Source organism: Enterococcus durans (assembly GCF_002277935.1).
GTDB lineage: Bacteria > Bacillota > Bacilli > Lactobacillales > Enterococcaceae > Enterococcus_B > Enterococcus_B durans.
This window is the reverse complement of record NZ_CP022930.1, coordinates 495,979-521,800: the sequence shown is the minus strand read 5'-3', so window position 1 is coordinate 521,800 and position 25,822 is coordinate 495,979. Positions and strand designations below refer to the sequence as shown.

General features: G+C 37.7%; 20 protein-coding genes and 2 pseudogenes. 14 read left to right on the top strand and 8 right to left on the bottom strand.

Annotated features, from left to right (window positions below):
* Positions 1 to 8: 8 nt before the first annotated feature.
* From CJZ72_RS02535 to CJZ72_RS02505, 8 genes and pseudogenes are all read left to right on the top strand, one after another.
* Entirely contained in the window at positions 9 to 827 is an 819-nt protein-coding gene (locus tag CJZ72_RS02535) for an amino acid ABC transporter substrate-binding protein (protein ID WP_005880208.1), read from the top strand.
* 420 nt (positions 828 to 1,247) lie between these two features.
* The gene (locus CJZ72_RS02530; protein ID WP_081134116.1) at positions 1,248 to 2,684 is read left to right on the top strand and encodes a glycoside hydrolase family 1 protein; all 1,437 of its coding nucleotides are present in this window, start codon (positions 1,248 to 1,250) and stop codon (positions 2,682 to 2,684) included.
* 170 nt (positions 2,685 to 2,854) lie between these two features.
* A pseudogene (locus CJZ72_RS15210) lies at positions 2,855 to 3,587 on the top strand (cell division protein FtsK); the annotation flags it as partial.
* 197 nt (positions 3,588 to 3,784) lie between these two features.
* Positions 3,785 to 5,296, top strand: a pseudogene (locus CJZ72_RS15205) (DNA translocase FtsK); the annotation flags it as partial.
* A gap of 394 nt (positions 5,297 to 5,690) precedes the next feature.
* Entirely contained in the window at positions 5,691 to 6,713 is a 1,023-nt protein-coding gene (locus CJZ72_RS02520; protein ID WP_081134118.1) for an LLM class flavin-dependent oxidoreductase, read from the top strand.
* Positions 6,714 to 6,886: 173 nt separating this feature from the next.
* Positions 6,887 to 7,960 carry a 23S rRNA (adenine(2503)-C(2))-methyltransferase RlmN gene (rlmN, locus tag CJZ72_RS02515; protein ID WP_081134119.1) on the top strand — a complete coding sequence of 358 codons (1,074 nt, stop codon included), beginning with the start codon at positions 6,887 to 6,889 and terminating at the stop codon, positions 7,958 to 7,960.
* A gap of 742 nt (positions 7,961 to 8,702) precedes the next feature.
* On the top strand, positions 8,703 to 9,254 hold the full coding sequence (locus tag CJZ72_RS02510; RefSeq protein WP_005880220.1) for an aminoglycoside N-acetyltransferase AAC(6')-Iih: 552 nt from the start codon (positions 8,703 to 8,705) through the stop codon (positions 9,252 to 9,254).
* 333 nt (positions 9,255 to 9,587) lie between these two features.
* Positions 9,588 to 11,255, top strand: coding sequence for a peptide ABC transporter substrate-binding protein (locus CJZ72_RS02505; RefSeq protein ID WP_081134120.1), 1,668 nt, complete (start codon positions 9,588 to 9,590; stop codon positions 11,253 to 11,255).
* Between the two features lie 86 nt (positions 11,256 to 11,341).
* On the opposite strand, the gene CJZ72_RS02500 is transcribed toward CJZ72_RS02505, so the two are convergent.
* The gene (locus tag CJZ72_RS02500; protein WP_016177700.1) at positions 11,342 to 11,689 is read right to left on the bottom strand and encodes a DUF3899 domain-containing protein; all 348 of its coding nucleotides are present in this window, start codon (positions 11,687 to 11,689) and stop codon (positions 11,342 to 11,344) included.
* A gap of 82 nt (positions 11,690 to 11,771) precedes the next feature.
* Here CJZ72_RS02500 and opp3b point away from each other — a divergent pair, with 82 nt between their 5' ends.
* The 5 genes from opp3b to CJZ72_RS02475 are packed head-to-tail and all read left to right on the top strand — an operon-like array spanning position 11,772 to position 16,791.
* The gene (opp3b, locus tag CJZ72_RS02495; RefSeq protein ID WP_081134121.1) at positions 11,772 to 12,713 is read left to right on the top strand and encodes an oligopeptide ABC transporter permease; all 942 of its coding nucleotides are present in this window, start codon (positions 11,772 to 11,774) and stop codon (positions 12,711 to 12,713) included.
* Entirely contained in the window at positions 12,714 to 13,757 is a 1,044-nt protein-coding gene (gene opp3C / locus CJZ72_RS02490; RefSeq protein ID WP_005880227.1) for an oligopeptide ABC transporter permease, read from the top strand. It abuts the gene before it with no gap.
* A 5-nt stretch (positions 13,758 to 13,762) separates the two neighbouring features.
* Positions 13,763 to 14,842, top strand: coding sequence for an ABC transporter ATP-binding protein (locus tag CJZ72_RS02485; RefSeq protein WP_081134122.1), 1,080 nt, complete (start codon positions 13,763 to 13,765; stop codon positions 14,840 to 14,842).
* Positions 14,817 to 15,770, top strand: a complete 954-nt coding sequence (locus tag CJZ72_RS02480; RefSeq protein ID WP_005880230.1) for an ABC transporter ATP-binding protein — start codon at positions 14,817 to 14,819, stop codon at positions 15,768 to 15,770. The genes CJZ72_RS02485 and CJZ72_RS02480 overlap by 26 nt, the downstream gene beginning before the upstream one ends.
* Before the next feature lie 13 nt (positions 15,771 to 15,783).
* Positions 15,784 to 16,791 carry an RNA-guided endonuclease TnpB family protein gene (locus CJZ72_RS02475; protein ID WP_095443591.1) on the top strand — a complete coding sequence of 336 codons (1,008 nt, stop codon included), beginning with the start codon at positions 15,784 to 15,786 and terminating at the stop codon, positions 16,789 to 16,791.
* A gap of 155 nt (positions 16,792 to 16,946) precedes the next feature.
* Here the strand turns inward: CJZ72_RS02475 and CJZ72_RS02470 are convergent, their stop codons facing one another.
* Together CJZ72_RS02470 and CJZ72_RS02465 are read right to left on the bottom strand one after the other, a co-directional pair.
* Positions 16,947 to 17,768: an NUDIX domain-containing protein gene (locus CJZ72_RS02470; RefSeq protein ID WP_005880234.1), complete on the bottom strand. Its 822-nt coding sequence runs from the start codon at positions 17,766 to 17,768 to the stop codon at positions 16,947 to 16,949.
* A 101-nt stretch (positions 17,769 to 17,869) separates the two neighbouring features.
* Positions 17,870 to 18,148 (bottom strand): hypothetical protein, encoded by a 279-nt coding sequence (locus tag CJZ72_RS02465; protein WP_005880237.1) that lies wholly within the window; start codon positions 18,146 to 18,148, stop codon positions 17,870 to 17,872.
* Between the two features lie 463 nt (positions 18,149 to 18,611).
* Between CJZ72_RS02465 and metG the strand changes: the two genes are divergently transcribed.
* A complete protein-coding gene (gene metG, locus CJZ72_RS02460; protein WP_005880240.1) occupies positions 18,612 to 20,621 on the top strand; it encodes a methionine--tRNA ligase in 2,010 nt (669 codons plus the stop codon).
* Positions 20,622 to 20,832: 211 nt separating this feature from the next.
* Here metG and CJZ72_RS14465 read toward each other — a convergent pair whose 3' ends face one another.
* From CJZ72_RS14465 to CJZ72_RS02445, 5 genes are all read right to left on the bottom strand, one after another.
* A complete protein-coding gene (locus CJZ72_RS14465; protein ID WP_179135134.1) occupies positions 20,833 to 20,988 on the bottom strand; it encodes a hypothetical protein in 156 nt (51 codons plus the stop codon).
* 194 nt (positions 20,989 to 21,182) lie between these two features.
* Positions 21,183 to 21,920 (bottom strand): LytR/AlgR family response regulator transcription factor, encoded by a 738-nt coding sequence (locus tag CJZ72_RS02455; RefSeq protein ID WP_081134124.1) that lies wholly within the window; start codon positions 21,918 to 21,920, stop codon positions 21,183 to 21,185.
* Complete coding sequence (locus tag CJZ72_RS02450; protein ID WP_227260034.1) at positions 21,895 to 22,794, bottom strand: sensor histidine kinase; 900 nt, start codon at positions 22,792 to 22,794, stop codon at positions 21,895 to 21,897. Before CJZ72_RS02450 ends, CJZ72_RS02455 begins: the two co-directional genes overlap by 26 nt.
* The gene (locus CJZ72_RS14660) at positions 22,791 to 23,069 is read right to left on the bottom strand and encodes a hypothetical protein (RefSeq protein ID WP_227260032.1); all 279 of its coding nucleotides are present in this window, start codon (positions 23,067 to 23,069) and stop codon (positions 22,791 to 22,793) included. The genes CJZ72_RS02450 and CJZ72_RS14660 overlap by 4 nt, the downstream gene beginning before the upstream one ends.
* Before the next feature lie 252 nt (positions 23,070 to 23,321).
* The gene (locus CJZ72_RS02445; RefSeq protein WP_095443590.1) at positions 23,322 to 25,484 is read right to left on the bottom strand and encodes a peptide cleavage/export ABC transporter; all 2,163 of its coding nucleotides are present in this window, start codon (positions 25,482 to 25,484) and stop codon (positions 23,322 to 23,324) included.
* Positions 25,485 to 25,822: the final 338 nt, after the last annotated feature.

Sequence of the window (25,822 nt, the reverse complement as noted above, 5' to 3'; positions counted from 1 at the left end):
TATGTGTCATGAAAAAATTTAGTTTTGTACTTGCAATCATTGCAGGAATCATCCTTCTTTCAGGTTGTACAAACAAAAAAGCAACAGAAGATAATTGGTCCACAATCAAAGAAGAGAAAAAAGTAATCGTTGGATTAGATGATACATTTGTACCTATGGGATTTCGAGATAAAGATGGTAAACTGACAGGATTTGATATTGATCTTGCGACTGCTGTCTTTAAAGAATATGGCATCAATGTTGAATTTCAACCAATCGATTGGTCAATGAAGGAATTCGAATTGAACAATGGCACGATCGATCTCATCTGGAATGGTTATTCGAAAACGGATGAGAGAGCCAAAAAAGTTCAATTTACAAAGCCATATATGGAGAACTCCCAAGTATTGATCACTCCTAAGAAATCTGGAATCACGAGTTTTGCACAGATGAAAGATAAAATCATTGGCGCTCAAAACGGTTCTTCTGGTTATGATATCTTCACAAGACAACCTGAAACTTTGAAGGATATCGTAAAAAATAAGGATGCGGTCTTATATGATAGTTTTAACGAAGCTTTGATCGATTTGAAAAGCGGTCGAATTGATGGCTTGTTGATGGATAAAGTTTACGCGGGTTACTATTTAAAACAAAAAAATGAAATAGATGAATTCAATATGACGACTGGTGATTATGAAAGTGAAAACTTTGTAGTAGGTGCCCGTAAAAGTGATGATGAATTAGTGAAGAAAATCAATGATGGAATCGCGCAACTAGAAAAAAATGGCGAGTTCCAAAAGATATCAGATAAATGGTTTGGAGAAGATGTTACACCAGGTGCATCATAAAAAAGAGTTGGTATAGTGTACAGCAAGAGATTGTACACTATACCAACTCTTTTATATTCTATTCAAATGAAAAAACTATGGATGCTTAAAAGAAAATAGAATCAGCTAGATATATTGAGTAGTCAGATATGTAAGATCTAGGATTTGTCTTCATAAAATATGAGGCAAATCAGGGATGATCCATAATTGTCACTTTTTCAGATGAAACACGAACGGATGATTTGATCTTGATGGGATGAACGAAAAAGTAGTATTGCAGATGTATACCTTAAGAGAAAAATAGTATACAAGCGAAACATACTATTGAAAATCATCATTTGTTGTTTTAGTTGTTCTACTGAGATAAGTTCTATTTTGAATTGAAAGGGGTTTCGTGTTATTCTTACATGGTAAGGATTGAAGCAAGAAAGGAAGAAGTTTATGGAACACCAAAAGTTAACTGAATTTTCCAATGATTTTTTATGGGGATCAGCCTCAGCAGCTTACCAAGTTGAAGGTGCATGGCAAGAAGGTGGCAAAGGAGAATCTGTTTGGGATCGTTTTGTCCGTATCCCTGGGAAAACATTTAAAGAGACCAATGGCGATCTAGCCGTAGATCATTATCACCGTTTTAAAGAAGATATTGCCTTGATGAAAGAACAAGGATTGAAGGCGTATCGTTTTTCTGTCGCTTGGACAAGGATTTTCCCTAATGGACGTGGCGAAGTCAATCAGGAAGGCTTAGCTTTTTATGAAAATCTAATCGATGAATTGATCAAAAATGATATTGAGCCGATGTTGACACTGTATCATTGGGATCTTCCACAAGCACTTCAAGATGAATATGCTGGGTGGGAATCACGTCAGATCATCGCTGATTTCACAAACTACGCAGAAACGTTATTTCAAGCTTTTCGTGGAAAAGTCCATTATTGGATCAGCTTGAATGAACAAAATATTTTTACTTCATTAGGTTATTTATTAGCGGTACATCCTCCTGGAGTCACTGATCCAAAACGGATGTATCAAGTCAATCATATTGCGAATCTAGCAAATGCGTCTGTTATCAATAAATTCCACGAATTGGAGATGCCTGGTAAGATTGGTCCAAGTTTCGCGTATACACCAAATTATCCAATCAATAGTGATCCTAAGAATATTTTAGCTGCCGAAAATGCAGAAGACTTAATGGCGAACTATTGGATGGATGTCTATATGTGGGGCAAATATCCAATTGCTGCAATGAAATTCTTAGAAGAACAAGGATGGGCACCGAAAATCGAAGAAGGCGACGCTGAGTTACTTGAATCAGCAAAACCAGATTTCTTAGGGATCAATTATTATCAAACAGCAACGAATGCCTTTAATCCATTAGATGGTGTGGGCGCAGGGAAGATGAATACGACTGGGAAGAAAGGTTCGTCAGAAGAGACTGGTGTTCCGGGCATGTACAAGAAAGTAGAAAATCCATTTGTTGAACGTACAAATTGGGATTGGGAAATTGATCCTGAAGGGTTGAGGATTGCCTTGAGAAGAATCACTAGCCGTTATCGTACACCGATTTTGATTACTGAGAATGGATTAGGAGAATATGATAAATTGACTGAAGACAATAAGATTCATGATGATTATCGTATTGCTTATCTTTCAAGTCATGTCAAAGCAATCAAAGAAGCAATTTCTGATGGTGCCGAAGTGTTGGGCTATTGCACTTGGTCTTATACAGATTTACTAAGTTGGCTAAATGGCTATCAAAAGCGTTATGGATTTGTCTATGTGGATCAAGATGAAACACAGAAGGGTTCTTTGACACGCTATAAAAAAGACAGCTATTATTGGTATCAACAAGTGATCCAAGAAAATGGGAAAAATATCTGATAAGTACAGCTTGAAATGTTGACCTTAGGGACAGCATCTTCAAGCTGTTTTTTCATCGCCAAAATGAGTATTCTTTCATCGAAATAAAAGAAACAACCAAACTTTGAAACAAAACTTTTGTTCCCTCGCTTTTTTTTGTATAATGGAACTTGATGAAATGAGGGATAAAAATGGCAAAGAAAAAACGTCCTGCTAAGAAAAAGAAAAAGACGAAAAAGCAAAAACAGCAGCAGGAACAACTTCTTGCGATCTGTGTAGGCTTTGCTTTGATATTATTTGCCGTCTTCGGCTTTTTAAAATTGGGATTCTTAGGTATTTTAGTTGCAAACGGCTTTCGAGTCATTGCCGGAAATACGTATCAAATTCTGTGTTTGTTACTAGCCATTATTGGTTTTTGGGTTGTTATCAAAAACACTGACTTTAAAATAGGAAAGAGTCGACGCTGGTTTGGTGGTCTCCTTTTTTACTTAGGGATATTACTTTTTCTTCATGCGCACTTGTTTGGTAAATTACACAGCGGCGAGCCTAATATCATAGGTACGACCTGGGATTTGCTCGTAAGTGACATTAAGCAAAGTCAAGTAGGCAATAATGTTGGTGGTGGGATGATCGGTGCAATTTTGTATCATTTTACCTACTTTTTGATTGCTCAACCAGGAAGCTATTTTGTGGCATTTCTACTATTAGTTGGTGGTGCGATCCTGTTTAGTAATCTTCAAGGGTATCAATTGCTAGACGGTCTGCAAGCAATGGGTGAAAGACTTCAGGAATTATTGGAAGGTGATCCAGCTAAACAGGCACAAAAGCAAGCGGCAAAAGAAGAACGACAAAAAGCACGTGCAGAAGCGAGAGAAGCAAAAAAACAAGCAGCAAAAGAAGCAGCAGAAGCGGAAATCGCAGAAATGGAAAATCGGCGATCAAAGAAACACCAAGAAGTACCCGCACGTTCATATCAAGAAGAAGTTTCTGAAGATGAACCAGAACAATTGAGTTTTGTACCGATCGACAGTTTTCAGGGAACGGTTCAACCAACAGCAACAGATCCTGTGAAAACAGAACAGCAACTATCACCTTCCTCATCGATGTCAGGTCTAGAGGAAGAAGGCATAGAAGATGACGGAACAGCGTTAGAGTTTGAAATCGAAGCGGAACAGGAAAATCATGATTATGAATTGCCATCTATTGATTTGTTAGACTCCGTAAAAACGACAGACCAAAGTGATGAGTATAAGAAAATCGAAAAAAATATTGGCGTATTAGAACAGACATTCCAAAGTTTCGGGGTGGATGCTAAAGTAGTGAAAGCGAGTTTAGGACCATCCGTGACGAAATTCGAAGTACAGCCAGCCGTAGGAGTCAAAGTAAGCAAAATCGTTAGTTTGACGGATGATATCGCTTTGGCGTTAGCAGCGAAAGATGTTCGGATGGAAGCACCGATTCCTGGGAAATCATTGATAGGGATCGAAGTACCAAATAGTAAAATCAGTATGGTCTCATTTAGAGAAATCATCGAAGCGCAGCCAAACCATCCAGATAAATTATTAGAAGTTCCGTTAGGGCGCGATGTCTCTGGACGGGTACAAACAGCGGATCTTTCTAAAATGCCTCACTTACTTGTGGCAGGTTCAACAGGTAGTGGGAAATCAGTTGCAATCAATGGGATCATCACTAGTATTTTGATGCGGGCAAAACCACATGAGGTCAAATTGATGATGATCGACCCTAAAATGGTTGAATTGAACATGTACAATGGCATACCGCATCTTTTAACACCAGTGGTAACCAATCCAAGAAAAGCAGCTCAGGCATTACAAAAAGTAGTGCAGGAAATGGAAGAGCGCTACGAAAAATTTGCTGCAACTGGGGTTCGAAATATCACCGGGTACAATGAATTTGTACAACAAAAAAATCTTGAAATGGGAACGAAGCATCCAACATTACCATTTATCGTAGTTATTGTAGATGAATTAGCTGACTTGATGATGGTAGCAAGTAATGAAGTTGAAGATGCGATCATTCGTTTAGCGCAGATGGCCCGTGCCGCTGGAATCCATATGATCTTGGCAACCCAAAGACCAAGTGTAGATGTTATCACTGGGATCATTAAAGCCAATGTTCCTTCACGAATGGCATTTGCAGTTTCAAGTGGAACCGACTCTCGAACGATCATTGACTCAAATGGTGCAGAGAAACTCCTAGGAAGAGGGGACATGCTCTTCTTACCAATGGGTGAAAACAAACCGATCCGTGTTCAGGGAGCCTTTATTTCCGATCATGAAGTTGAGCGAGTCGTAAGTTTTGTAACGGATCAGCAAGAAGCACATTATGAAGAGAAGATGATGCCAACGGATGAAGCAGAAACAAGTGGTTCGGCAGAACAACCGCAAGATGAACTATTTGAGGAAGCAAAGGCGTTAGTGATCGAAATGCAAACAGCAAGTATTTCATTGTTACAACGTCGGTTTAGGATTGGCTACAACCGCGCTGCTCGTTTAGTCGACGAGTTAGAAGCTCACGGAGTGGTAGGACCATCTGAAGGAAGTAAACCACGTAAAGTATTTATCGAACAAGCAGAAGATCCGATGGATTCTCTGCCATCTGATCAAGAATGAGAAAAACAACGGGTGACTATCTGAAATATAGTCAATGAGTATGAGTATAACAAATTGATTTTATCTGAAATAAAGCACTCCTTTCCTAATGATTTTTGGAAAAGGAGTGTATTTTTTATGGCGATCATTTTCGACTGTTGTGAATCATCTGAACCATTTAGAGAACGTACTGGATAGAACTGATAAATGATGGGATAGATTTTTTGTCGTGTAGAAAAAAGTGAGCAGTTTACCCTTTGAAAATGGTGGAAAAGGTATGATTTTCTATATATATGTGTGTATTTTCACAAAAATGTGTTTTTCGAGATGTTTTATTCGTTTTTTAAAATAAAAAGTAGTAGAATCACTTCAAGCTAACAAATAGTAAGTGCTAGTTAAAAGGAGGGAATCTGGAATGAAAAAAATTGGTTTTTTAAGTTTTGGTCACTGGATGGATGAAGGATCACTAGTCAAGACGGCAAGTGATGCATATCTGCAATCAATCGAATTGGCGGTTGAAGCAGAAAAAATTGGTATCGATGGTGCTTGGTTTCGTGTACATCATTTTGCCGATCAGATTGGATCACCATTTCCACTGATGGCTGCTATCGGTGCTAAAACTAGCAAAATCGAAGTGGGTACTGGTTTGATCGACATGCGTTATGAAAATCCTTATATGATGGCGGAAAATGCTGGCTTGACGGATATTATCACCCAAAGTAGAGTGCAATTGGGTGTGGGCCGTGGTTCACCAGAACAAGTTTTAGATGGTTGGAAATATTTTGGCTATGATTACAGTGAAGAAGAAATTAAGGAAATCACTCGTCAGCGGACATTGGAATTTTTAAAATTATTAGAGGGCAAGCCTTTCGCCGAACCAAATCCGATGCCGATGTTTCCTCAAGGTCCCGGGAAATTACGCATTGAACCTTACTCGGATGGATTAAGAGAACGGATCTGGTGGGGATCAGGTTCCACTGAGACGGCAGTTTGGGCAGCCAAACAAGGAATGAACTTACAATCCTCTACTCTTGTCAATTTTGAAAGCAAAGAACCATTTCATATCCAGCAAGCCAAACAATTGCGTGCCTTTAAGGAAGCCTGGAAAGAAGCAGGACATGATTTTGAACCAAGGACTTTGGTGACTCGGTCTATCCAACCGATCACAACAGATTTAGATCGTCAGTTATTCGGTGAATTAGGTGATGAGGCAGCAGATCAAGTAGGATTTTTGGCTTATCATCGCAACCCAACGATTTTCGGTAAAACTTTTGCCGGTGAACCAGATAAAATCGTTAAACAATTGGCAGAAGATGAAGCAATCAAAGAAGCGGATACTGTACTAGTCACAATTCCAAATACATTAGGTGTCGAATACAATCTGCATCTACTAGAATCGATCGTAAAAGACGTAGCGCCTGATTTGGGCTGGCGTTAAAAAATAGGAACACTCCAAAAATCTTAGTAAAGGAGATTTTTGGAGTGTTTTTTATTTAACAAAAAGACGCATATCATCTATTTACATAGTGTATAATTTTGTGAAGAGTTGCATTAGTTTGGAGAATCAGTTATAGTATGTAGCGATACTTTGAGAAAAAGAGGGAAATAATCTTGGAAAAACAATCCATTTATGGTTTAACAATTGAAGAATTGACCGCATGGTTTTTAGAAAATGGCGAGAAAAAATTTCGAGCTGCGCAAGTATGGGAATGGTTATATCAAAAGCGTGTAAGAGATTTTTCTGAAATGACAAATCTTTCAAAAGGCTTGATTGCTAAGTTGAGTGACCAGTTTATTATCAACCCATTAAAACAGATGGTCGTACAAGAGGCGTCAGATGGCACAGTCAAATACTTGTTTGAATTGCCTGATAAAAACATGATCGAAACAGTGTTGATGCGACAAGAATATGGTTTGTCTGTCTGTGTAACGACACAGGTCGGCTGCAATATCGGTTGCACATTTTGTGCGAGTGGTTTGTTGAAAAAAAATCGTGATCTAACAGCAGGAGAAATCGTTGCACAAATCATGATGGTGCAACATTATTTTGATGAACGACAAGAAGGCGAGCGAGTATCTCATGTGGTAGTCATGGGGATTGGTGAACCATTTGATAACTACGACAATGTCATGAACTTTCTATATATTATCAATGATGCGAAAGGTTTGGCCATCGGTGCACGTCACATTACTGTGTCAACTAGTGGCTTAGCGAACAAGATCAAAGAATTTGCAAACAATGGATTACAAGTAAACCTAGCTATCTCATTGCACGCGCCAAACAATGAAGTACGCACATCGATCATGCGAATCAACCGTAGTTTTCCAATCGAAAAACTGATGGAAGCTGTAGATGAATATTTAGAAAAAACAAATCGACGGATCACATTCGAATATATTATGCTGAACCAAGTGAACGATCGTCCTGAACATGCACAGCAATTGGCTGATTTATTGAAAGATAAAAAGAAACTAGTCTATGTGAATTTGATACCTTATAATCCTGTCAGTGAGCATGATCAGTATTCACGAAGTCCTAAAGCTGATGTATTGAAGTTTTATGATGTACTGAAGAAAAATGGCGTAAACTGTGTCATCCGTAAAGAACATGGAACGGATATTGATGCAGCCTGTGGCCAATTACGCAGTAAGCAAATGAAAAAAGAAAAAGCAACGAGCAAATAAGGCATCAGAAGAGTTTGACTTCGCGAAACGAAAAGGGATTCATGAAATTTGCTTTTCAAAATTTTGCGGATTCCAGTCCATTTTCGAAGGAACTACTTCTGCTCCACCATTTATTCGTGGAGTGTGAGGCAAAAGAAATACTTTTGTTTCACACTCTTTTTCTACGCTGATGCTCAGGTCAAATCGCTTTTTTCGCAACCTTTATCCGCGGTGTTCAAGAAGCAACTCCTCAGCAATAAACCCTAGATTTCCAAAATATGAGAAGCTATTTTAAAAATCTAGTTCTTATTTGCTCGGAGCTGGGCGCTTCTTTCACAACCTTATCCACGGTGTTCAAAGGCTTGCATCTTCAACAATAAGCCTAAACAGATGAAAAACATGAGAAGCTGTTTTTCTCTGTTCATTCTTATTGTTTGATGCAGGGCAGCCTTTTCACAACCTTTTTGACGGTGTTCAAAGACCAACTCCTTGAAATAAGTCTGAATTTTTCAAAACATGGAAAGCTATTTCGAGATTTTTCTCCTTATTGCTCAGGTCAAATCGCTCTTTTCACAACCTATCTGCGGTATTCAAAGGCTTGCATCTTCAACAATAAGCCTAAACAGATGAAAAACATGAGAAGCTGTTTTTCTCTGTTCATTCTTATTGTTTGATGCAGAACAGCCTTTTCACAACCTTTGGTATAAAATTGTTCATTTTTCTTCCATCTACTGCTAAAATAGGCAGAAATGGGGGGATGGGTATGATTATCAGTGAGTTTGATCGTGATAATTTGGTTTTACGTGACCAATTAGCCGATCTTTTGAGATTGACTTGGCCAGATGAATACGGTGAACAGCCGATGAAAGAAGTAGAGCGACTGCTGGAAGATGAAAGGATCGCCGTCTCTGCAATCGAAGGAGATGAGCTGATTGGTTTTGTCGGTGCGATTCCACAATATGGTCAAACTGGTTGGGAACTGCATCCCTTAGTCGTCGAAAGTATGTACCGTAAGCAACAAGTTGGTACACGCCTAGTGAGTTATCTAGAAAAAGAGATTGCCTCACAAGGAGGAATCGTTGTCTATTTAGGAACTGATGATGTGGAAGGGCAAACAAGCTTGGCGATTGAAGAAGACCTGTTTGAAGATACCTTTGACAAGCTTGAAACGATTCAAAACAGGAAAGATCATCCTTATGAATTCTATGAGAAACTTGGCTATCAGATCGTTGGGGTAATTCCGGATGCGAATGGCTGGAACAAGCCAGATATTTGGATGGCCAAACGAATTGCTAGAAAACATGGAAGTGAATGATCTTTAGCAATAGAGAATATATTGAAATAAGAAATAGTAACTTGGAGAGTAATTTATTTGCTTTCCAAGTTTTTTTTGCAAATTTTGAGAATACAGTGCTTGAAATAGCATAAAACCATCTGTTAGCAAAATTATTTAATTTTTTTGGATAGTTGCTTAAACCCTTTAAAAATAAAGATTTTCAGAAAGAAAATGTAAATAATTCACGAAAAATTCATTATTTTTTGGAAAAAAGAGAAAAAAGTATTGCTTTTTTAATAATTATTCATTAAAATCTTAAACAACTCAGAAAATACTAATTATTCTGAAAATTTCGATAAAGGGGTACGAAAAATGAAAAAGAAATGGACATTTAGCGTTGTTGCCTTATGTGGGCTAGTATTAGCCGGATGTTATGGCGGGGGCACAGATACAAAAAGTAGTGATTCAGCTAGTGGAGGATCAGCTAGTGGAGGCGGCGTTTTCAATTTAGTCGTACCTCAAGAAATGCCGACTGCTGATTTATCTTTAGCGACAGACACAATTAGTTTTACAGCCTTGAACAATGTATACGAAGGAATTTATCGTTTAGACAAAGACAGTAAACCTCAACCAGCAGGCGCAACTAAACTAGCAGATGTCAGTGAAGATGGTCTAACTTATAAAATCAAATTACGCGATGATGCAAAATGGTCAAATGGTGATCCAGTAACTGCAGCAGATTATGTTTATGGTTGGCAACGTACAGTAGATCCAGCAACTGCTTCTGAATATGCGTATCTATTTGCGCCAGTAGCAAACGCTGAAGATATCACAGCTGGTAAAAAAGATAAATCAGAATTGGGAATCAAAGCTGTTGGTGATTATGAATTAGAAATCACATTAACGAAACAAACACCTTACTTCCAATACTTACTTGCATTCCCATCATTCTTCCCACAAAAACAATCAGTAGTGGAAAAAAATGGTGACTCTTATGCAACAACAAGTGACAAAGCTGTTTATAATGGTCCGTTCACTTTAACAGATTTTGATGGACCAGGAACAGATACTGAATGGACTTACAAGAAAAATGATAATTATTGGGATAAAGATTCTGTGAAATTATCTGAAATCAAAGTAAGTGTTGTAAAAGAATCTTCAACAGCCTTGAATCTATTTAAAGATGGACAAGCTGATGATGTTATTCTTTCAGGTGAATTAGCACAACAAAATGCAAATGATCCTTCATACACTTCTGTAAAAGAAGCTCGTACAAGTTATATCGAATTCAATCAACGTGATGCAAAATCTCCATTCAAAAATGCAAACTTGAGAAAAGCTATTTCTTATTCAATTGACAGAAATGCACTAGTGAAACAAGTATTAGGTGATGGTTCAACTATTTCAACTAGTTTGATCCCAGCCGATATGTCAAAAAGCCCAGATACAAACGAAGACTTTGCCAAAGAAGCAGGCAAACAAGCTTATTATGACAAAGACAAAGCAAAAGAATACTGGGAAAAAGCGAAGAAGGAACTTGGTATTGATTCTCTAGAATTTGACTTGTTGGCTTCAGATGATGATGCATCGAAAAAAGTAATTGAATATGTTCAAAATTCAATCCAAGAAAATCTTGAAGGCATAAAAGTAAAACCAACTCCAGTACCATTCTCAGTACGTATCGACCGTTCTGGAACAGGTGATTTTGATGCTGTATTAGGTGGTTGGGCTGCTGACTACGCTGACCCAAGTAGCTTTACGGATCTATTTGTAACAGGTAACTCTTATAACCGTGGACAATGGAGCAACAAAGAATACGACGACGTAGTGAAAGCTTCATCTACACGCGATGCTAGTGATGAAAAAGCACGTTGGGATGATTTGCAAAAAGCGAACAAGATCATTACTGCTGATGATATGGGTGTTGTGCCTGTATACCAAAAAGCAGAAGGTCACTTGGTTAACAAAAAAGTCAAAGGAATTGTTCACCACGCTGCCGGCGCTTCATGGGATTATAAATGGACGTCTATAGAAAAATAATCGATTGATTTTGAAAAAAATAGGAGAATCGGAGATTGAGACATGTGTCCCAATCTCCGTCTCCTTAACTAATGATTATTAGATACTTAAAGCACCAATGAAAGAATTAGTAATACGATAGAAAGAGCAAGCAAGATTCCGGCAATGATCAGCCAAAAGGTATACATACCATAGCTGGCAGACGAGAGTGAAGAAAATTCTGGTTTTTTCTTGCGGTTTCTTGTTCGGGCTAAATAGATGGATCGTTGAAAATGATCAAAGAAACCCGAGGAAAAAACCCATAAAAATCCGCCGATAATCAAAAACGGCAACGCACATAAAAATAAATCATTCGATAATTGAATAAGTGTTAATTGATGGTTCAGGCTATTCTTTATAATGATCAGAATAATCAATACACCGGCAAGTGTATAGGGAAAATATTTTTTCTTCATTCATTTGCTCCTTTATCTTTGGTTCATTATTAATAATGTAGCGAAACATTTGTCAGAAGTCAAAAGCTAGGGGGAAATAGTAGTGAATAGTTATATAAAATATGTATTGAAACGTGTCTTTTTTATGGTCATCACGCTTTGGTTGATTGCAACGATTACTTTCTTTCTAATGCAATTATTACCAGGTACACCATACACGAACCAAGAACGTTTAAGTCCTGAAACCGTTGCAATGCTGAATAAACAAGTAGGGCTGGATAAACCAGTGGTTGTCCAATATGGAATTTACCTTTCCAATTTATTACATGGCAATTTTGGGATCTCATTCCAATTTAAAAACCAACCAGTTTCACATTTGTTAGCTGGACGTGTTGGACCTTCTCTACAATTAGGGTTACAGGCGATTATCTTTGGAACAGTGATTGGTACGACTCTAGGTACGATTTCCGCAATGAAGCAAAATACGTGGGCAGATACTTCTGCAACATTAGTCGCAATTTTAGGCCGTTCAATTCCTAACTTTGTTTTTGCAGTATTACTTCAATATATTTTTGCAATTAAATTACATGTATTACCGATTGCAAAATGGGATGGTTTCGCTTATACGATTTTACCAACCATCGCATTAGCTATGTCGCCGTTAGCGGATTCTGCTCGATTCATCCGAACTGAGATGGTTGAAGTGTTGCATAGTGATTATGTGGAATTAGCGCGAGCAAAAGGATTGAGTCGTTGGGAGATTGCTTTCAAACATGGACTTCGTAACAGTCTGATTCCTTTGATGACACTCTTAGGGCCATTAGCTGTTGGATTGATGACTGGATCGCTAGTAGTAGAAAACATCTTTGCGATTCCAGGAATTGGGGAACAATTTGTAAAATCGATCACGACGAATGATTATCCAACGATCATGGCAGTAACTATTCTTTATTCATTTATGTTGATTTTCGTCATTCTGGTAGTTGACTTACTTTATGGTTTAGTTGATCCAAGAATCCGAGTTTCTGAAGGGAGTCGAAGCTAAATGGAAATGATACCCAAAAAGTATGAAACAATTGCTGACATTCCTGCAGATGAGTTTCTACCGTTACAAAAAAATACTGAAGAAGAACGTGAGCAAATCACCACACCTTCATTGAACTTCATTCAAGATTCTTGGCGTCGTTTGAAAAAAAATAAAGCGGCAGTCGTTTCAATGATTGTATTAGCAATCATCATCTTGATCTCGATCGTAACGATTTTTGTTTCTCCTCATGATCCAACTGCACAAAATGTGGAATATATCAACTTGCCTCCGCGTATCCCAGGAATCGATATCAATGGGTTGAACGGAAAAGCCATGGTAGGTGGCGAATTAGTTGATAAATATGCACAAGCAAATGTTCCGGCAAATACGAATTTCTTCTTAGGAACAGACGGTTTAGGTCGTGATGTGTTGAGCCGTTTATTCATGGGCACACGTATTTCTTTATTGATTGCATTTATTGCAGCAATTTTAGATGTGACTATTGGAGTGGCTTATGGTTTAATCTCAGGACTATTAGGTGGCCGCGTGGACAATGCAATGCAACGTTTCTTAGAAATCCTTTCAGGTATTCCTAATTTAGTTGTGATGATTTTGATGCTCGTGGTGTTTGAACCGGGGATTTTCTCCATCGTAGCAGCAATGGCAATCACTAACTGGATTCCGATGGCACGGATCGTTCGTGCGCAAACGATGAAATTAAAAGACCAAGAATATGTACTAGCTGGAATGACATTAGGCGAGTCTAAGTTGAAAATTGCTTTTAAACATATCTTACCTAATATCTCAAGTGTGATCATCATCCAAATGATGTTCAGTATTCCATCCGCTATTTTCTTTGAAGCTTTCTTGAGTTTCATCGGATTAGGGCTAACACCACCATCTGCCTCTTTAGGAACAATGCTTAGCGATGGCTACAAGACGTTCTTGTATCTACCATATCTGCTATGGATTCCTGCGGCAACCCTATCGGTTATCATGATTGCCTTTAACTTACTAGCTGATGGCTTACGTGATGCCTTTGATCCTAAAATGAAAGAGTGAGTAATATGACGAAAATTCTAGAAGTAAAAAATTTAGAAATCTCATTTGATACGTATGCTGGAAAAGTCCAAGCAATCCGTGGCGTCAATTTTCATTTAAATAAAGGCGAAACATTGGCGATCGTAGGCGAATCCGGAAGCGGAAAGTCAGTCACGACTAGAAGTATCATGCGATTATTATCAAGCAACGCAAATATCGACTCTGGAGAAATCTTATTCAAAGGCGAAAATATCGTTGGCAAAACAGAAAAAGAAATGCAAAAGATTCGTGGGAAAGAAATTGCGATGATTTTCCAAGATCCAATGACTTCTCTTGATCCTACGATGACGATTGGCAAACAAGTTGCTGAATCTTTACGTAAGCATAACAAGGTCTCGAAAAAAGAGGGGAAAAAAGCTGCATTAGACTTACTAAAATTAGTTGGGATTCCTGAAGCTGAAAAACGGATCAATAGCTATCCGCATCAATTCTCTGGGGGTCAACGTCAACGGATCGTTATTGCGATCGCTTTGATTTGTTATCCACAGATCCTGATTGCTGACGAACCCACTACTGCACTAGATGTAACGATCCAAGCACAGATCATCGAACTTCTAAAAGAGATCCAAACAAAAATCGATACATCGATCATTTTCATCACCCACGATCTAGGTGTCGTAGCAAATGTCGCTGACCGTGTAGCCGTGATGTATGGTGGGAAGATCATCGAAGTAGGTACCTCGGAAGAAATTTTTTATAATCCTCAACACCCTTATACATGGGGGTTATTGGGTTCTATGCCAACTTTGGATAGTGCAAATGATCGCTTATATGCTATTCCAGGTTCACCACCGGATTTATTGAATCCACCAAAAGGGGATGCTTTCTATCCTCGGAATGAATATGCATTAAAAATCGATGCAGAACAAGAGCCACCATTTTTTGAATTATCAAAAACGCACAAAGCAGCGACTTGGCTGTTAGCTCCTCAAGCGCCTAAAGTGAATCCGCCTGAAGAAATCAAACGACGCTGGGCTATTTTCAAAGAAAAAAAACGAGCAAGCCAAGGGGGAATGATTGATGCAAAAGAAACTGCTCGAAGTTAAAGGATTAAAACAGTACTTCAACATTGGCAAGAAAAATGAAGTGCATGCAGTAAACGATATCAGTTTTCATATCTATGAAGGAGAAACCTTTGGATTAGTAGGGGAATCTGGGAGCGGTAAATCTACAACGGGTCGCACGATCATTCGCTTGAATGAACCAACAGGTGGCGAAGTTTTATTTGACGGGAAAGATGTCACGAAAATCAAGGGCAAAAAAGAAATGAGCCTGTTTCGTCATGAAGTCCAAATGATTTTCCAAGATCCATATGCTTCTTTGAATCCGCGAATGAAAGTTCGAGATATCATTGCAGAAGGAATCGATGTCAATGGTTTAGCTAAAACACCAGAAGAACGTTCAAAAAAAGTCGATGAATTGCTAAAAACCGTCGGACTGAACCCTACACATGGTACCCGTTACCCACATGAATTTTCAGGTGGTCAACGTCAGCGGATCGGGATTGCGCGAGCTTTGGCAATCGAACCACGCTTCATTATTTGTGATGAACCTATCTCAGCATTAGATGTTTCGATCCAGGCGCAAGTAGTCAATCTTTTACAAGATCTGCAAAAACAGCACCAATTAACTTATTTGTTCATCGCCCATGATTTGTCTATGGTAAAACATATCAGCGATCGGATCGGCGTGATGCACAATGGACGTTTATTGGAAATGGGAACTAGTGATGAAATCTATAACCATGGCGTGCATCCTTATACAGAAAGTCTGCTATCTGCCATTCCATTACCAGATCCTGATCATGAAAGACAACGCAAACGAATCAAATATCAACCGGAGCCAGATGATGGACAAGTGCGAGCATTAAGAGAGATCGCTCCTGAACATTTTGTCTATGCTACGGAACAAGAAGTACCTTATTATTCAAAAAAATTAAAACGGCAAAAGGAAGCCTTACTTGTCACAAATTAGGAGGTAAGTGCTTATGCTAAAAGCCTTTAAATTCCGAATTTACCCGACTGCTTCACAAAAAGAATGGTTCATCCAAAATTTTGGTTGTGTGCGTTTTACGTATAACCATTTGCTAAAAGCACGACAGGAAAGTTATGCGAGAACAGGTGCCATCGATTATTCGATGACACCTGCAACATTAAAAAAAAAATACGCATTTTTAAAATCAGCAGATAGCTTAGCATTAGCAAATGCCCAATTAAATTTAGATCGCGCTTTTCGCAATTATTTCAATGGGCGTGCTAGTTTCCCTAAACTGAAGAACAAAAAAAGTATGTGGCAGTCTTATACAACAAATAATCAAAAAGGAACGATTTATTTGGAAGATAAGTACTTGAAACTGCCGAAACAAAAAGAGCTGATCCAAGTGAGATTACATCGTCCGGTCGAAGGTGTTATACGGTCAGCGACGATTTCAGCACGGTATAATGAAAGTTTCTATGTTTCTCTACTTTGTGAAGTACAAATCGCCGGAGTGCCAACTACTAATCGATGGCTAGGGGTAGCATATGATCCAAAGAAATTGGTGGAAACTTCATCACCAGTTGAGGTACAAATGCCATTGTTCAGGCAAACGAGAGATAAGATGAAGGTTGCCAAGAGAAAACTGGTGATTAAAAGTAAAGCAGCTCAAAAAAGAAAAGTTCGCTTGGAAAATGCTAGAAATTATCAGAAACAAAAGAGAAAAGTAATGGATCTTTATCAGGAACAAAAATTACAAAAAGAAGATTACTTGGAAAGAGTATCTGGTAATTTGATCCGCAATTATGATTACTTATTTGTTGAAGCTGTTCCATCTGAACTTTCTTCAGCCGATTTTCAGTTGCAAGATTGGTATAAATTGATTACAAAATTGCGATATAAAGCGCAGTGGTACAATAAAACATTGCTTTTTATCAATGTGAACGAGCAATTGAATGAACCACCTGAAAAAAAAAGTATGGAGTTAGAAAAAATCGGGAAACAAGTGATTTTTGAATAATCGAACTGGTAGGGGTGCCAGGGATCGCCTTGCTAATAAAAAACATAACTTGTTTTTGTTTCTAGGAATTTTCTTTAAAGAAAAGCTCACTAATTATGATAAATCAAAAAGCAGAAAGAACAAAAGTGAGTCTTTTGTTCTTTCTGCTTTTTGATTTACTCGTCATTCCCTGGCTTTAACTGGTAGATTTTGGATGGGCGGCCAATACCAACGGGGCGTTCACCGATCTCATCGAAATATTGAAGCATTGCTTTTTTAAAATTAGAATGGTCGATCATTTTGAAATCGATGCCTAAGAATTTTGCAAAAACTTTTCTCGCTTCAGTGATCGTAAAATCTTTTCCTAAAACTTGGAGTACTTGGGGTTCGTGCTCCATTTTATTTACCACACGATTAAAGGCTTTGAGGATGATCTCGCTATGGTCAAATGCCAAAGTGTCTTTACCAGAGGACTCACCGGTCAGTAAATCCAAAGAAATAGCGACATCATCACTGGCTAGATGGATCTTGTTTCCTTGACGTTCCAATGTGAACCATTGGACTTCCTCTGCATCATCTCCAGCAATCAAAGGCTCTTCCCCAATAAATGCTAAATAGCTAACAGTTACGACCCAACCACGCGGATCGCGATTAGGTGTACTGAACGTATGGAGTTGTTCGATGTTTTCTTGGGAGATCACTACGCCAGTTTCTTCTTTGGTTTCTCGTAGTACACTTTCTCCTGTAGACTCATTTTTTTGTACGAATCCACCAGGTAGTGCCCATGAATTGCGATAAGGATGTCCTTTTCTTTGAATGAGCAAGATTTTTAGTTGATCTTCTTCTTTGTTATAGCACATTAAGACGATATCGACAGTCAAAGAAGGCTTATCATACTCTGGCCGTTCTTGCTTTTGATACCAAGCAAGAAAATCAGCTTCACTTGCTTCATGTTCATAATATTGTTTTTCTTCTTCTTTAGAAGCAAACTGTTTCATTATATGTCCTCCTTCTAGCTCGATTGCAGGGTCCTTTTTACTTCATTGTAGCAGACTCTATCAGAAAACCAAAGATTTCCTATGGAAAAATAGCTGTTTAGTTACACATGAAATAAAAATGGCAGAATCAAATTAAATAGAAAGAACAGTAAGTAAAAAGGCAATATTTTTTGTTTTTCTTCTCGGATGGCAAAAAAACCACAAACGATGATATAGGCATCCAAGACAAAACGGAGTATTTGAGAAACCAACACAAAACTATTCAAATTTCCGTGGAGATTAAAATAGCCATACATGCGTACATAAAAATAGCTGAACAGTAAATGCACAAGCGAAAGAAGTGCGATACTGATAGTGAAATAAAGATGCTTTTTTTTCATTATGCTTCCAACCTCTCTTGGTCAAATAGTTTATCTAAATGATATGAATGGTAATAAATAGTGTAAAAGGTGTAGGGATTTTTACGAGAAAACATGGCATAAGTAAAAAACGTCCTTGATGTTCGATCGTAAAAAAGTATGGATGCGAACCAACTAGTCAGGGCATGCAATGATCGCTGTTATTCCTAAGTGTTCATGCCAAGAGCTTAATATCAGAACCCTGTACTTCAAATCGATACGCATGATCGAATGTGTTCCAAAAATTCAGTAAAGGTATGATTTATTGAATAGAAAAGGGTGTCTTTCCAAACCTTTTTTATTATAGCATGTTTTCAAATGAAAAAAATCGGTAGATGGGTTTCATTTGTTACGAGCTAACGAAAAAATGGTAACAGTCTATTTGTTTTATGGTATACTAGCAAGGAAACGAATTCGCATCATGCGATAAAGGAGGAAGAGCCCCATGGCAGAAAAGGAAACTTTTTATATTACTACGCCAATCTATTATCCAAGTGGGAAACTTCATATTGGGAATTCTTATACTACAATTGCCTGTGATGCAGTTGCCCGCTATAAGCGATTGATGGGCTTTGATGTGTTTTATCTAACTGGGGTGGATGAACACGGTCAAAAAATAGAAAAAAAAGCAGCAGAATTAGGTGTGGAACCACAAGAATATGTGGATAAGATGGCTGCAGATGTCAAGAAATTATGGAAGACACTTGATATCAGCTACGATAAATTTATTCGTACAACAGATGATTATCACGTAGCAGCAGTCCAAAAAGTATTTGATCGTCTACTAGAAAAAGGGGATATCTATCTTGGTGAGTATCAAGGATGGTATTCTGTCTCCGATGAAGAATTCTTTACAGAAACGCAATTAGCGGAAGTCTATCGAGATGAAGAAGGCAACGTGATCGGTGGTAAAGCACCAAGTGGTCATGAAGTAGAACTAGTCAAAGAAGAATCTTATTTCTTCCGTATGAGTAAATACGCAGATCGTTTGCTTCAGTATTATGAAGAACATCCGGAATTTATTCAACCGGAATCTCGTAAAAACGAAATGATCAACAACTTCATCAAACCAGGTCTAGAAGACCTTGCAGTTTCAAGAACAACTTTCACTTGGGGTGTTCCAGTGAGAAACAACCCCAAACATGTGGTCTATGTATGGATCGATGCTCTAATCAATTATATCACGGCGCTAGGCTACGGTTCAGACGATGATAGCTTGTTCCAAAAATACTGGCCAGCAGATGTTCATATGGTCGGAAAAGAAATCGTACGTTTCCATACGATCTATTGGCCAATCATGTTGATGGCCTTAGACTTGCCATTACCTAAAAAAGTCTTTGGACATGGTTGGTTATTGATGAAAGACGGTAAGATGTCTAAATCAAAAGGCAATGTCGTTTACCCTGAAATGTTGGTTGAGCGTTATGGCTTGGATGCATTACGTTATTACTTGTTACGTGAAGTACCATTCGGTTCTGATGGCGTATTCACACCAGAAGATTTTGTATCGCGCGTCAATTATGACTTAGCCAATGACTTGGGGAATCTCTTGAATCGTACGGTTGCGATGATCAATAAATATTGTGATGGGGTTGTACCTGATTATGCTTCTTTGGTGACGCCATTTGATAGTGAATTATCTACAACTGCTGCGAATGTCGTTGGACGTTACCATGATGCAATGGAAAAAATGGAATTCAATACTGCGTTGGCTGAGATTTGGGTGTTGATTTCTCGTGCAAATAAATATATCGATGAAACAGAACCATGGGTATTAGCCAAAGATGAAGAAAAGAAAAAAGAATTGGATAGTGTGATGATCCATTTGGCAGAATCTCTACGTATCACAGCGATTCTGTTACAACCGATCATGACAGAAACACCAACAAAAATCTTTACTCAATTAGGATTGGATCCTGAAATGATGAATCTTGAAGGACTACACTTCGGTGAATTTCCTTCTGGTACAAAAGTGGTCTCAAAAGGAACACCGATCTTCCCACGTTTAGACATGGAAGAAGAAGTCAGCTATATCAAAGGAAAAATGTCTGAAGGTACTCAGACAAATGAAGATACAGTGAAGTGGGACCCTGAAGAAACTGAACTAGTTTCTACGAAAGAAAAACAAATTAAATTTGATGTTTTCGAAAAAGTAGAATTGAAAGTAGCAGAAGTGATCAACTGTCAAAAAGTGGAAGGTGCAGATAAGCTATTGCAATTCCGTTTAGACGCAGGCGACAGTCAAGATCGACAAATTTTATCTGGTATCGCAGAATTTTATCCTGATCCGAATGAATTGATAGGGAAAAAATTAGTGATTGTAGCGAATTTGAAACCACGTAAAATGCGTGGTCAAATCAGCCAAGGAATGATTCTTTCAGCGGAAGCACCAGACGGCTCTTTACAAGTAGTCGAAGCACCTAAATCAATGCCAAATGGTTCAGAGATCGCTTAGTTAAGAAAAAGTCCAGCATAGCTGACTAGATGATGGGAGGGTGGGACAGAAGTGTTTCTCACTTTTGTCCCACCCTCCTTTTGTCGTAAGTACAGTATGCCAACAAGATTACTCCAAATAAAACTGAAATACCGGCTACCAAAAGTTAGAATAACTTTTGGTAGCCGGTATTGTCTGTTTCTTTTATTTGAAGGTATCCGCTTCTTAGTTGCTATTTACCGTCAAATAGACCAGTTAAAAAATCCCAAGTCATGCCTAAAACTTTTTTTGCTGAACCTTTAGGCCCTGTTGCGATATCCCCTGTTCCTGGTGTACCGCCATTGATTTTTTTTAGTTCTTCTTTGCTTAATGCTTGTTTCTTACTCATCGAATCACTCCTCTACTTATGATAGGTAAAGTATAGCTAATTTGAAGACGAAAGTGATTCATTTGTCTTAAAATGAAAAGAATCGATCCTGAATGATAGTTAAATACGGATTCTCTGTTATTGGATAGTAGGCGCAGAGTTGCGGTAAAAAATACAGGAATAAAAATGATGGAGGCTGGAAAAGTAGACCGGTTTTACGACTTAAGATTCATTTTTAATACCTTTGTTTTTGAAATGGAAAAGTCACACGTATATTCTTCAGGAAAGACGATCCTTCGTGTTTTGAAATCCACCGATCTGATTTGATTCGTATTGATTAAAAAAGAACGGTGGACGCGCAATAATTCTGGATATTCTTTTTCTAATTCATTCATTTTCCCATAAAATTCGTACATCATATTTTCTCCATAGAGAATCACTTTATGCGGAGTGACAGATGTTTCTAAAAAGTAGATGGAAGCTAAATCGATTTTAAAATTTCTGGAACCAATTGCAAAAGAGACATGACGTAGATTTGATTTATGATTGATCACCGTTTGTTCATTGCAGATTTTTAAGATGTTTTCAATTTGCTGTTTTTCTGTTTTGCCGTCTTTTACGATGTAATCCAAGGGGGCGATTTGCCGTTTTAGTGTTTCTAAAGCCAACTCTTGATGCGAAGTGATAAAAACGATTTTTGCAAACTCGTTTTCTTTTCGTATTAGTTGTGCAGCATCTATTCCGGTTAAATTTCTTCCTAAATCAATGTCTAGAAAGAAGAGGCAATTGGTCAAATTTGCTTTATGGTGGTACAGCAGGACATCATGAGGATCTGTTGTTACTAGCACTAATTCCATATCATAGTCGTTGATCATAATGAGATTCTTGATTATCTGTTTGTAATGAGTCATCAGCATAATATCATCATCACAAAGAATAATTGGTAGAGTCATCTAATTCACTCCTTTTGATTGTTAATGTTGAGACGAATAATCCGTCTGTTGAGTAATGATTCACTTCAGCATTTGTGTCATTTTTTAGTAGTTCTTTGATGTTGGATAAGCCTAAGCCACGATTCTTTCCTTTCTTGCTGAATCCTTCTTGATTCATTAAGGATAAGGAAGGCAGTTTTCCAGCAAAAGAGTTTTCGATAGTTATTTCTAAACTATCCTCTGTAGTGATGAATAAGATATTCAGTTTTTTTTCTTCTGATTCACAAGCAGCTTCGATACCATTATCTAACAGGATCCCGATGATCCTTATCGCTTTGACTACATCTATATTTATAGCATTTATGCATTTTAAGCATTCAAATTGGACATTTAAATTTGCTTGTAGAGCCTGAGTCAACTTTGCGACAATCAATGATTTGATGGGAACGATTTTTAAATTGCTTATTCCAGAAAAACTCATTACACTGTTATCGATCATCTTATGCGAATAATCGATCATTTCTTTCAAATACCCTTTGTCGATTTTTTCAGTAGGGCTAGTGCTTAACCCTAGCAACAGATTGTTATAGTCATGTCGGAATTTTCTCATTTCCTGATAGTTTTTCTCTACTTCAACGGTGTATACATTCATCATCAATAGCTGTTCTTTCAAATTTTTTAATTCTTGACGTTCAGCATTCTTTTTTAAAATGATATAAGTTAAGAACAGTGTGATTGCATACTGGGCAATGAGAAAACCCAACATGATTATACTGACGATACCTAATATATCCATTTCCCTTAGAATCTCAGCAACTGCAATGATAATAGCTAATGAGACGCCCAGTTGGATCGTATAGATTTTTTTCTCCTCTAGAAGAACAATTTTGTTCAAGACTTTTTTTGAATGAGCCAAACAGAGAATAAAGAGACAGCAAATTTTAATGAAAAGGACAACACTATAAATACTAAAGGATGATTGATATTGCGGTTAAAGGGAAGGTCTAATACGAATCTTACAAAACTTGATGCCATAAAAGGAACAATAAAGTAAATGGACAGAGAAATAAAATACCCCAGTAATTCATTCAACTCAAGTTCCTTTGATGCTTTCCATGCGCGTGCCCTCACTGCAATAAAAAGGAGTGTCATAGCAATTTCTGCTAACAAGGTGTCTTCCATCGAGACTAGTGCAAGTGGAAGACTGAGCAAAAGTAAAATAAGAAAAAACGATTTCTGTTTGATTTTTGTACATAAGATAATCAAAAAAATGAATAATAATATATTGGAGAATTCATTGAAGAAATAAGCGAGTGAACTGAGTAATATCACAAAAAAACACTTCCTTCATAAAATATTACTCCAATTATAGCAAGGATTTTTTAATAAAGATATTGCATAATTAGTTTATATTTTTCCACTTTACGCAACAGTCATCATCTCCCAGAGAGTTTCGTATGTTCCGTTTAGATCAAGTAGATGTTGATGCGAGCCCGATTCAACTAATTGACCATCCTCAAGGACAAGAATAACGTCGCATTTCTTGGCGATGGGTAAATGATGGGCAATAAAAATGATCGTCTTATTCTGGATAGCCATCAAATTATCAATAATAAGATGTTCTAATCGTGTGTCCAAACCACTTGTTGCTTCATCCAATATCATCACGTTTGATTGTTTTAAAAGAGCTCGCGCAATAGCAAGACGCTGTTTTTGCCCTCCAGAAAGGTTTGTTGCTCCTTCTTCGATTGATGTCTGATAAGTCAACGGCAGCTGATCGATGTATGACTTTATCTGCGCTAGTTCACATGCCTGTTCAATTTCTTCTAAAGAGGGTTTTGTTTCGATTCCAAATAACAGATTTTCCATGATAGTTCCACTAAAGAAAAAGGGATCTTGAGGAACATAGCTGAGAGAATGTCGAAGTTCCAATCGAGAGATGGAGCGAAGATCCTGCCCTTGATAAAAAATCTCACCTTCTTCTGGAGTATAAAAATTCATTAGTAACTTTACGAGTGTCGATTTTCCCGATCCGCTCATTCCGACAATTGCAGTTTTTGAATTTTCCGGGATGACGCAAGATAAACTAGTTAGCACATTTTCGGAAAAGCCATAAGAAAATGAAACGTTTTTGAATTCGATCAATGGAGAATCGGTTGATCGAATAGGGTTGTCGAGCAAGTCACTTTCGGCCAGTCGTTCTTGTTCTAAAAAAAGCACCTCGTTTAGTCGATCATTTGCTACTTTGGCTGTTTGGATCTTGACTTGTAGATTAATGATATTTTGTAGTGGCGTAGTGAAAAAAATCATCAATGCATTATAAGTGATCAGCTGGCCAATGGTCATTTGTCCTTTAAGAACGAGTGTCGTCCCAAACCAGAGAAGCACTGTTGAGCTCATGACTTGCAGGGCATTTTTAAGATTCGCTTGGATATTGTCTAAATTTAAATTTTTGAATGTTTTTTCCATCATCTCATTGAATTGTTCTGTTACCTTATTACTGATATGGTCAGTGGCGTTAAATGATTTGATTGTTTCTATTCCTTTTAAGCTCTCGATGATTTGTGAATTGACAGTAGCACCAGCTTCCATTTGTTCCTCGTTTGTTTGATCAAATCGCTTTATAAATGAAAAAACGATCAGTGCGTAGATTGGAATAGTTGCTAAACTAATGAAGAATAATCGCGCATTTTGCATATATAAAACAAGGCCAACTGAAATGACCATCGATGCGTCTAGAAACAATGACAATGTAGCATTTGCTAGTGCATCAACAATTTTAGTTGCATCGAGAAAGCGAGAAATGATCTCACCAGATTTTCTCGTTGAAAAAAAGGACATTGGCAGATGGAGTACATGGTCAAAGTACCGTAACATGATCGAAGTACTTAGTCGCTGGCCTAATAGGATCAACAAATAACGTTTCAAATATTGAAGGAAAGCTTGGATCACGTACATTGTCAATAGTCCAATAGAAATGATTTCCAATAAATTGGCGGATCTTGCAGGAACGATTCTATCAATGATCAGTTGAAAGTAATAGGAACCGATGATGCCAAATCCCGTTAGTAAAAAGGACAACAAAGTGATCTCAAAGATTATTTTTTTTTGTGGCAGTAATAATGGAATAAATGAAAGCAATCCTTTCAACTGATCCTTTACTGGTTTGTATTGCTCGGTAGGCGTGGCAGTTAGCACGATTCCTGTCCATTCTTTATTGAATTCTTCTGCCGATTTGCTTGTTTTCCCTTTTGCAGGATCTGCAATAAAAATTTTTCCATTTTTTATTCCATAGATCACTACATAATGTAGAAATGAACCATCAACGAAGACGTGGGCAATCAAAGGGAAAGAAAGATTTTCTTGCCATAGTGAAGCGTCTGATTTGAATACTTCACATTCAAATCCTAATTGTTCCATTGCTGCAACCATTCCATAAGCGGTCGTTCCTTGGTTGTCAGTTTTGGACATTAGTCTTAATTTACTTATGGGGATCGTTGTTTGATACTGGTTTAAAATCATTGCTAAACAAGCAACGCCACAATCTTTTGCATCATGTTGTTTAATTAGTTTGAATTTTTTCATACACTCATTCCTTTGAAAACAGTTTATGGTAACTAGTCTAGTGAGAGAAACGCTCAGAAGGTTTCATGAAGATCGCTCTAGGTCATCGAAAAAATACAGTGTCGCAAAATAAGCGAAGATCAAACTTTTTCTTTTCTATCAGTGAGGTGAGCTATTCTGCTATGTATGATAGAGCAGTAACTTGACAATACGGTCTTTAAGTATCCATTCTTTTTATAGATTAACAAAGTTGTTATCCTGAATGGATGGATTGTCCTAAAACCAGTTATTCCTGTCTTAAATGAATGAATCAGCCTATTTTAATTATTGAATTGCTGAAAAAGCATAAAAAATAAGCC

Coding starts and splice junctions, on each gene's coding strand:
- CJZ72_RS02510 (WP_005880220.1), top strand. CDS start 8,703: ATGATTATCAGTGAGTTTGATCGTGATAATTTGGTTTTACGTGACCAA.
- CJZ72_RS02485 (WP_081134122.1), top strand. CDS start 13,763: ATGACGAAAATTCTAGAAGTAAAAAATTTAGAAATCTCATTTGATACG.
- CJZ72_RS02500 (WP_016177700.1), bottom strand. CDS start 11,689: ATGAAGAAAAAATATTTTCCCTATACACTTGCCGGTGTATTGATTATT.
- opp3C (WP_005880227.1), top strand. CDS start 12,714: ATGGAAATGATACCCAAAAAGTATGAAACAATTGCTGACATTCCTGCA.
- CJZ72_RS02470 (WP_005880234.1), bottom strand. CDS start 17,768: ATGAAACAGTTTGCTTCTAAAGAAGAAGAAAAACAATATTATGAACAT.
- metG (WP_005880240.1), top strand. CDS start 18,612: ATGGCAGAAAAGGAAACTTTTTATATTACTACGCCAATCTATTATCCA.
- CJZ72_RS02520 (WP_081134118.1), top strand. CDS start 5,691: ATGAAAAAAATTGGTTTTTTAAGTTTTGGTCACTGGATGGATGAAGGA.
- CJZ72_RS02455 (WP_081134124.1), bottom strand. CDS start 21,920: ATGACTCTACCAATTATTCTTTGTGATGATGATATTATGCTGATGACT.
- CJZ72_RS02480 (WP_005880230.1), top strand. CDS start 14,817: ATGCAAAAGAAACTGCTCGAAGTTAAAGGATTAAAACAGTACTTCAAC.
- CJZ72_RS02475 (WP_095443591.1), top strand. CDS start 15,784: ATGCTAAAAGCCTTTAAATTCCGAATTTACCCGACTGCTTCACAAAAA.
- CJZ72_RS02535 (WP_005880208.1), top strand. CDS start 9: ATGAAAAAATTTAGTTTTGTACTTGCAATCATTGCAGGAATCATCCTT.
- CJZ72_RS02465 (WP_005880237.1), bottom strand. CDS start 18,148: ATGAAAAAAAAGCATCTTTATTTCACTATCAGTATCGCACTTCTTTCG.
- CJZ72_RS02505 (WP_081134120.1), top strand. CDS start 9,588: ATGAAAAAGAAATGGACATTTAGCGTTGTTGCCTTATGTGGGCTAGTA.
- CJZ72_RS02445 (WP_095443590.1), bottom strand. CDS start 25,484: ATGAAAAAATTCAAACTAATTAAACAACATGATGCAAAAGATTGTGGC.
- CJZ72_RS02530 (WP_081134116.1), top strand. CDS start 1,248: ATGGAACACCAAAAGTTAACTGAATTTTCCAATGATTTTTTATGGGGA.
- CJZ72_RS14465 (WP_179135134.1), bottom strand. CDS start 20,988: ATGAGTAAGAAACAAGCATTAAGCAAAGAAGAACTAAAAAAAATCAAT.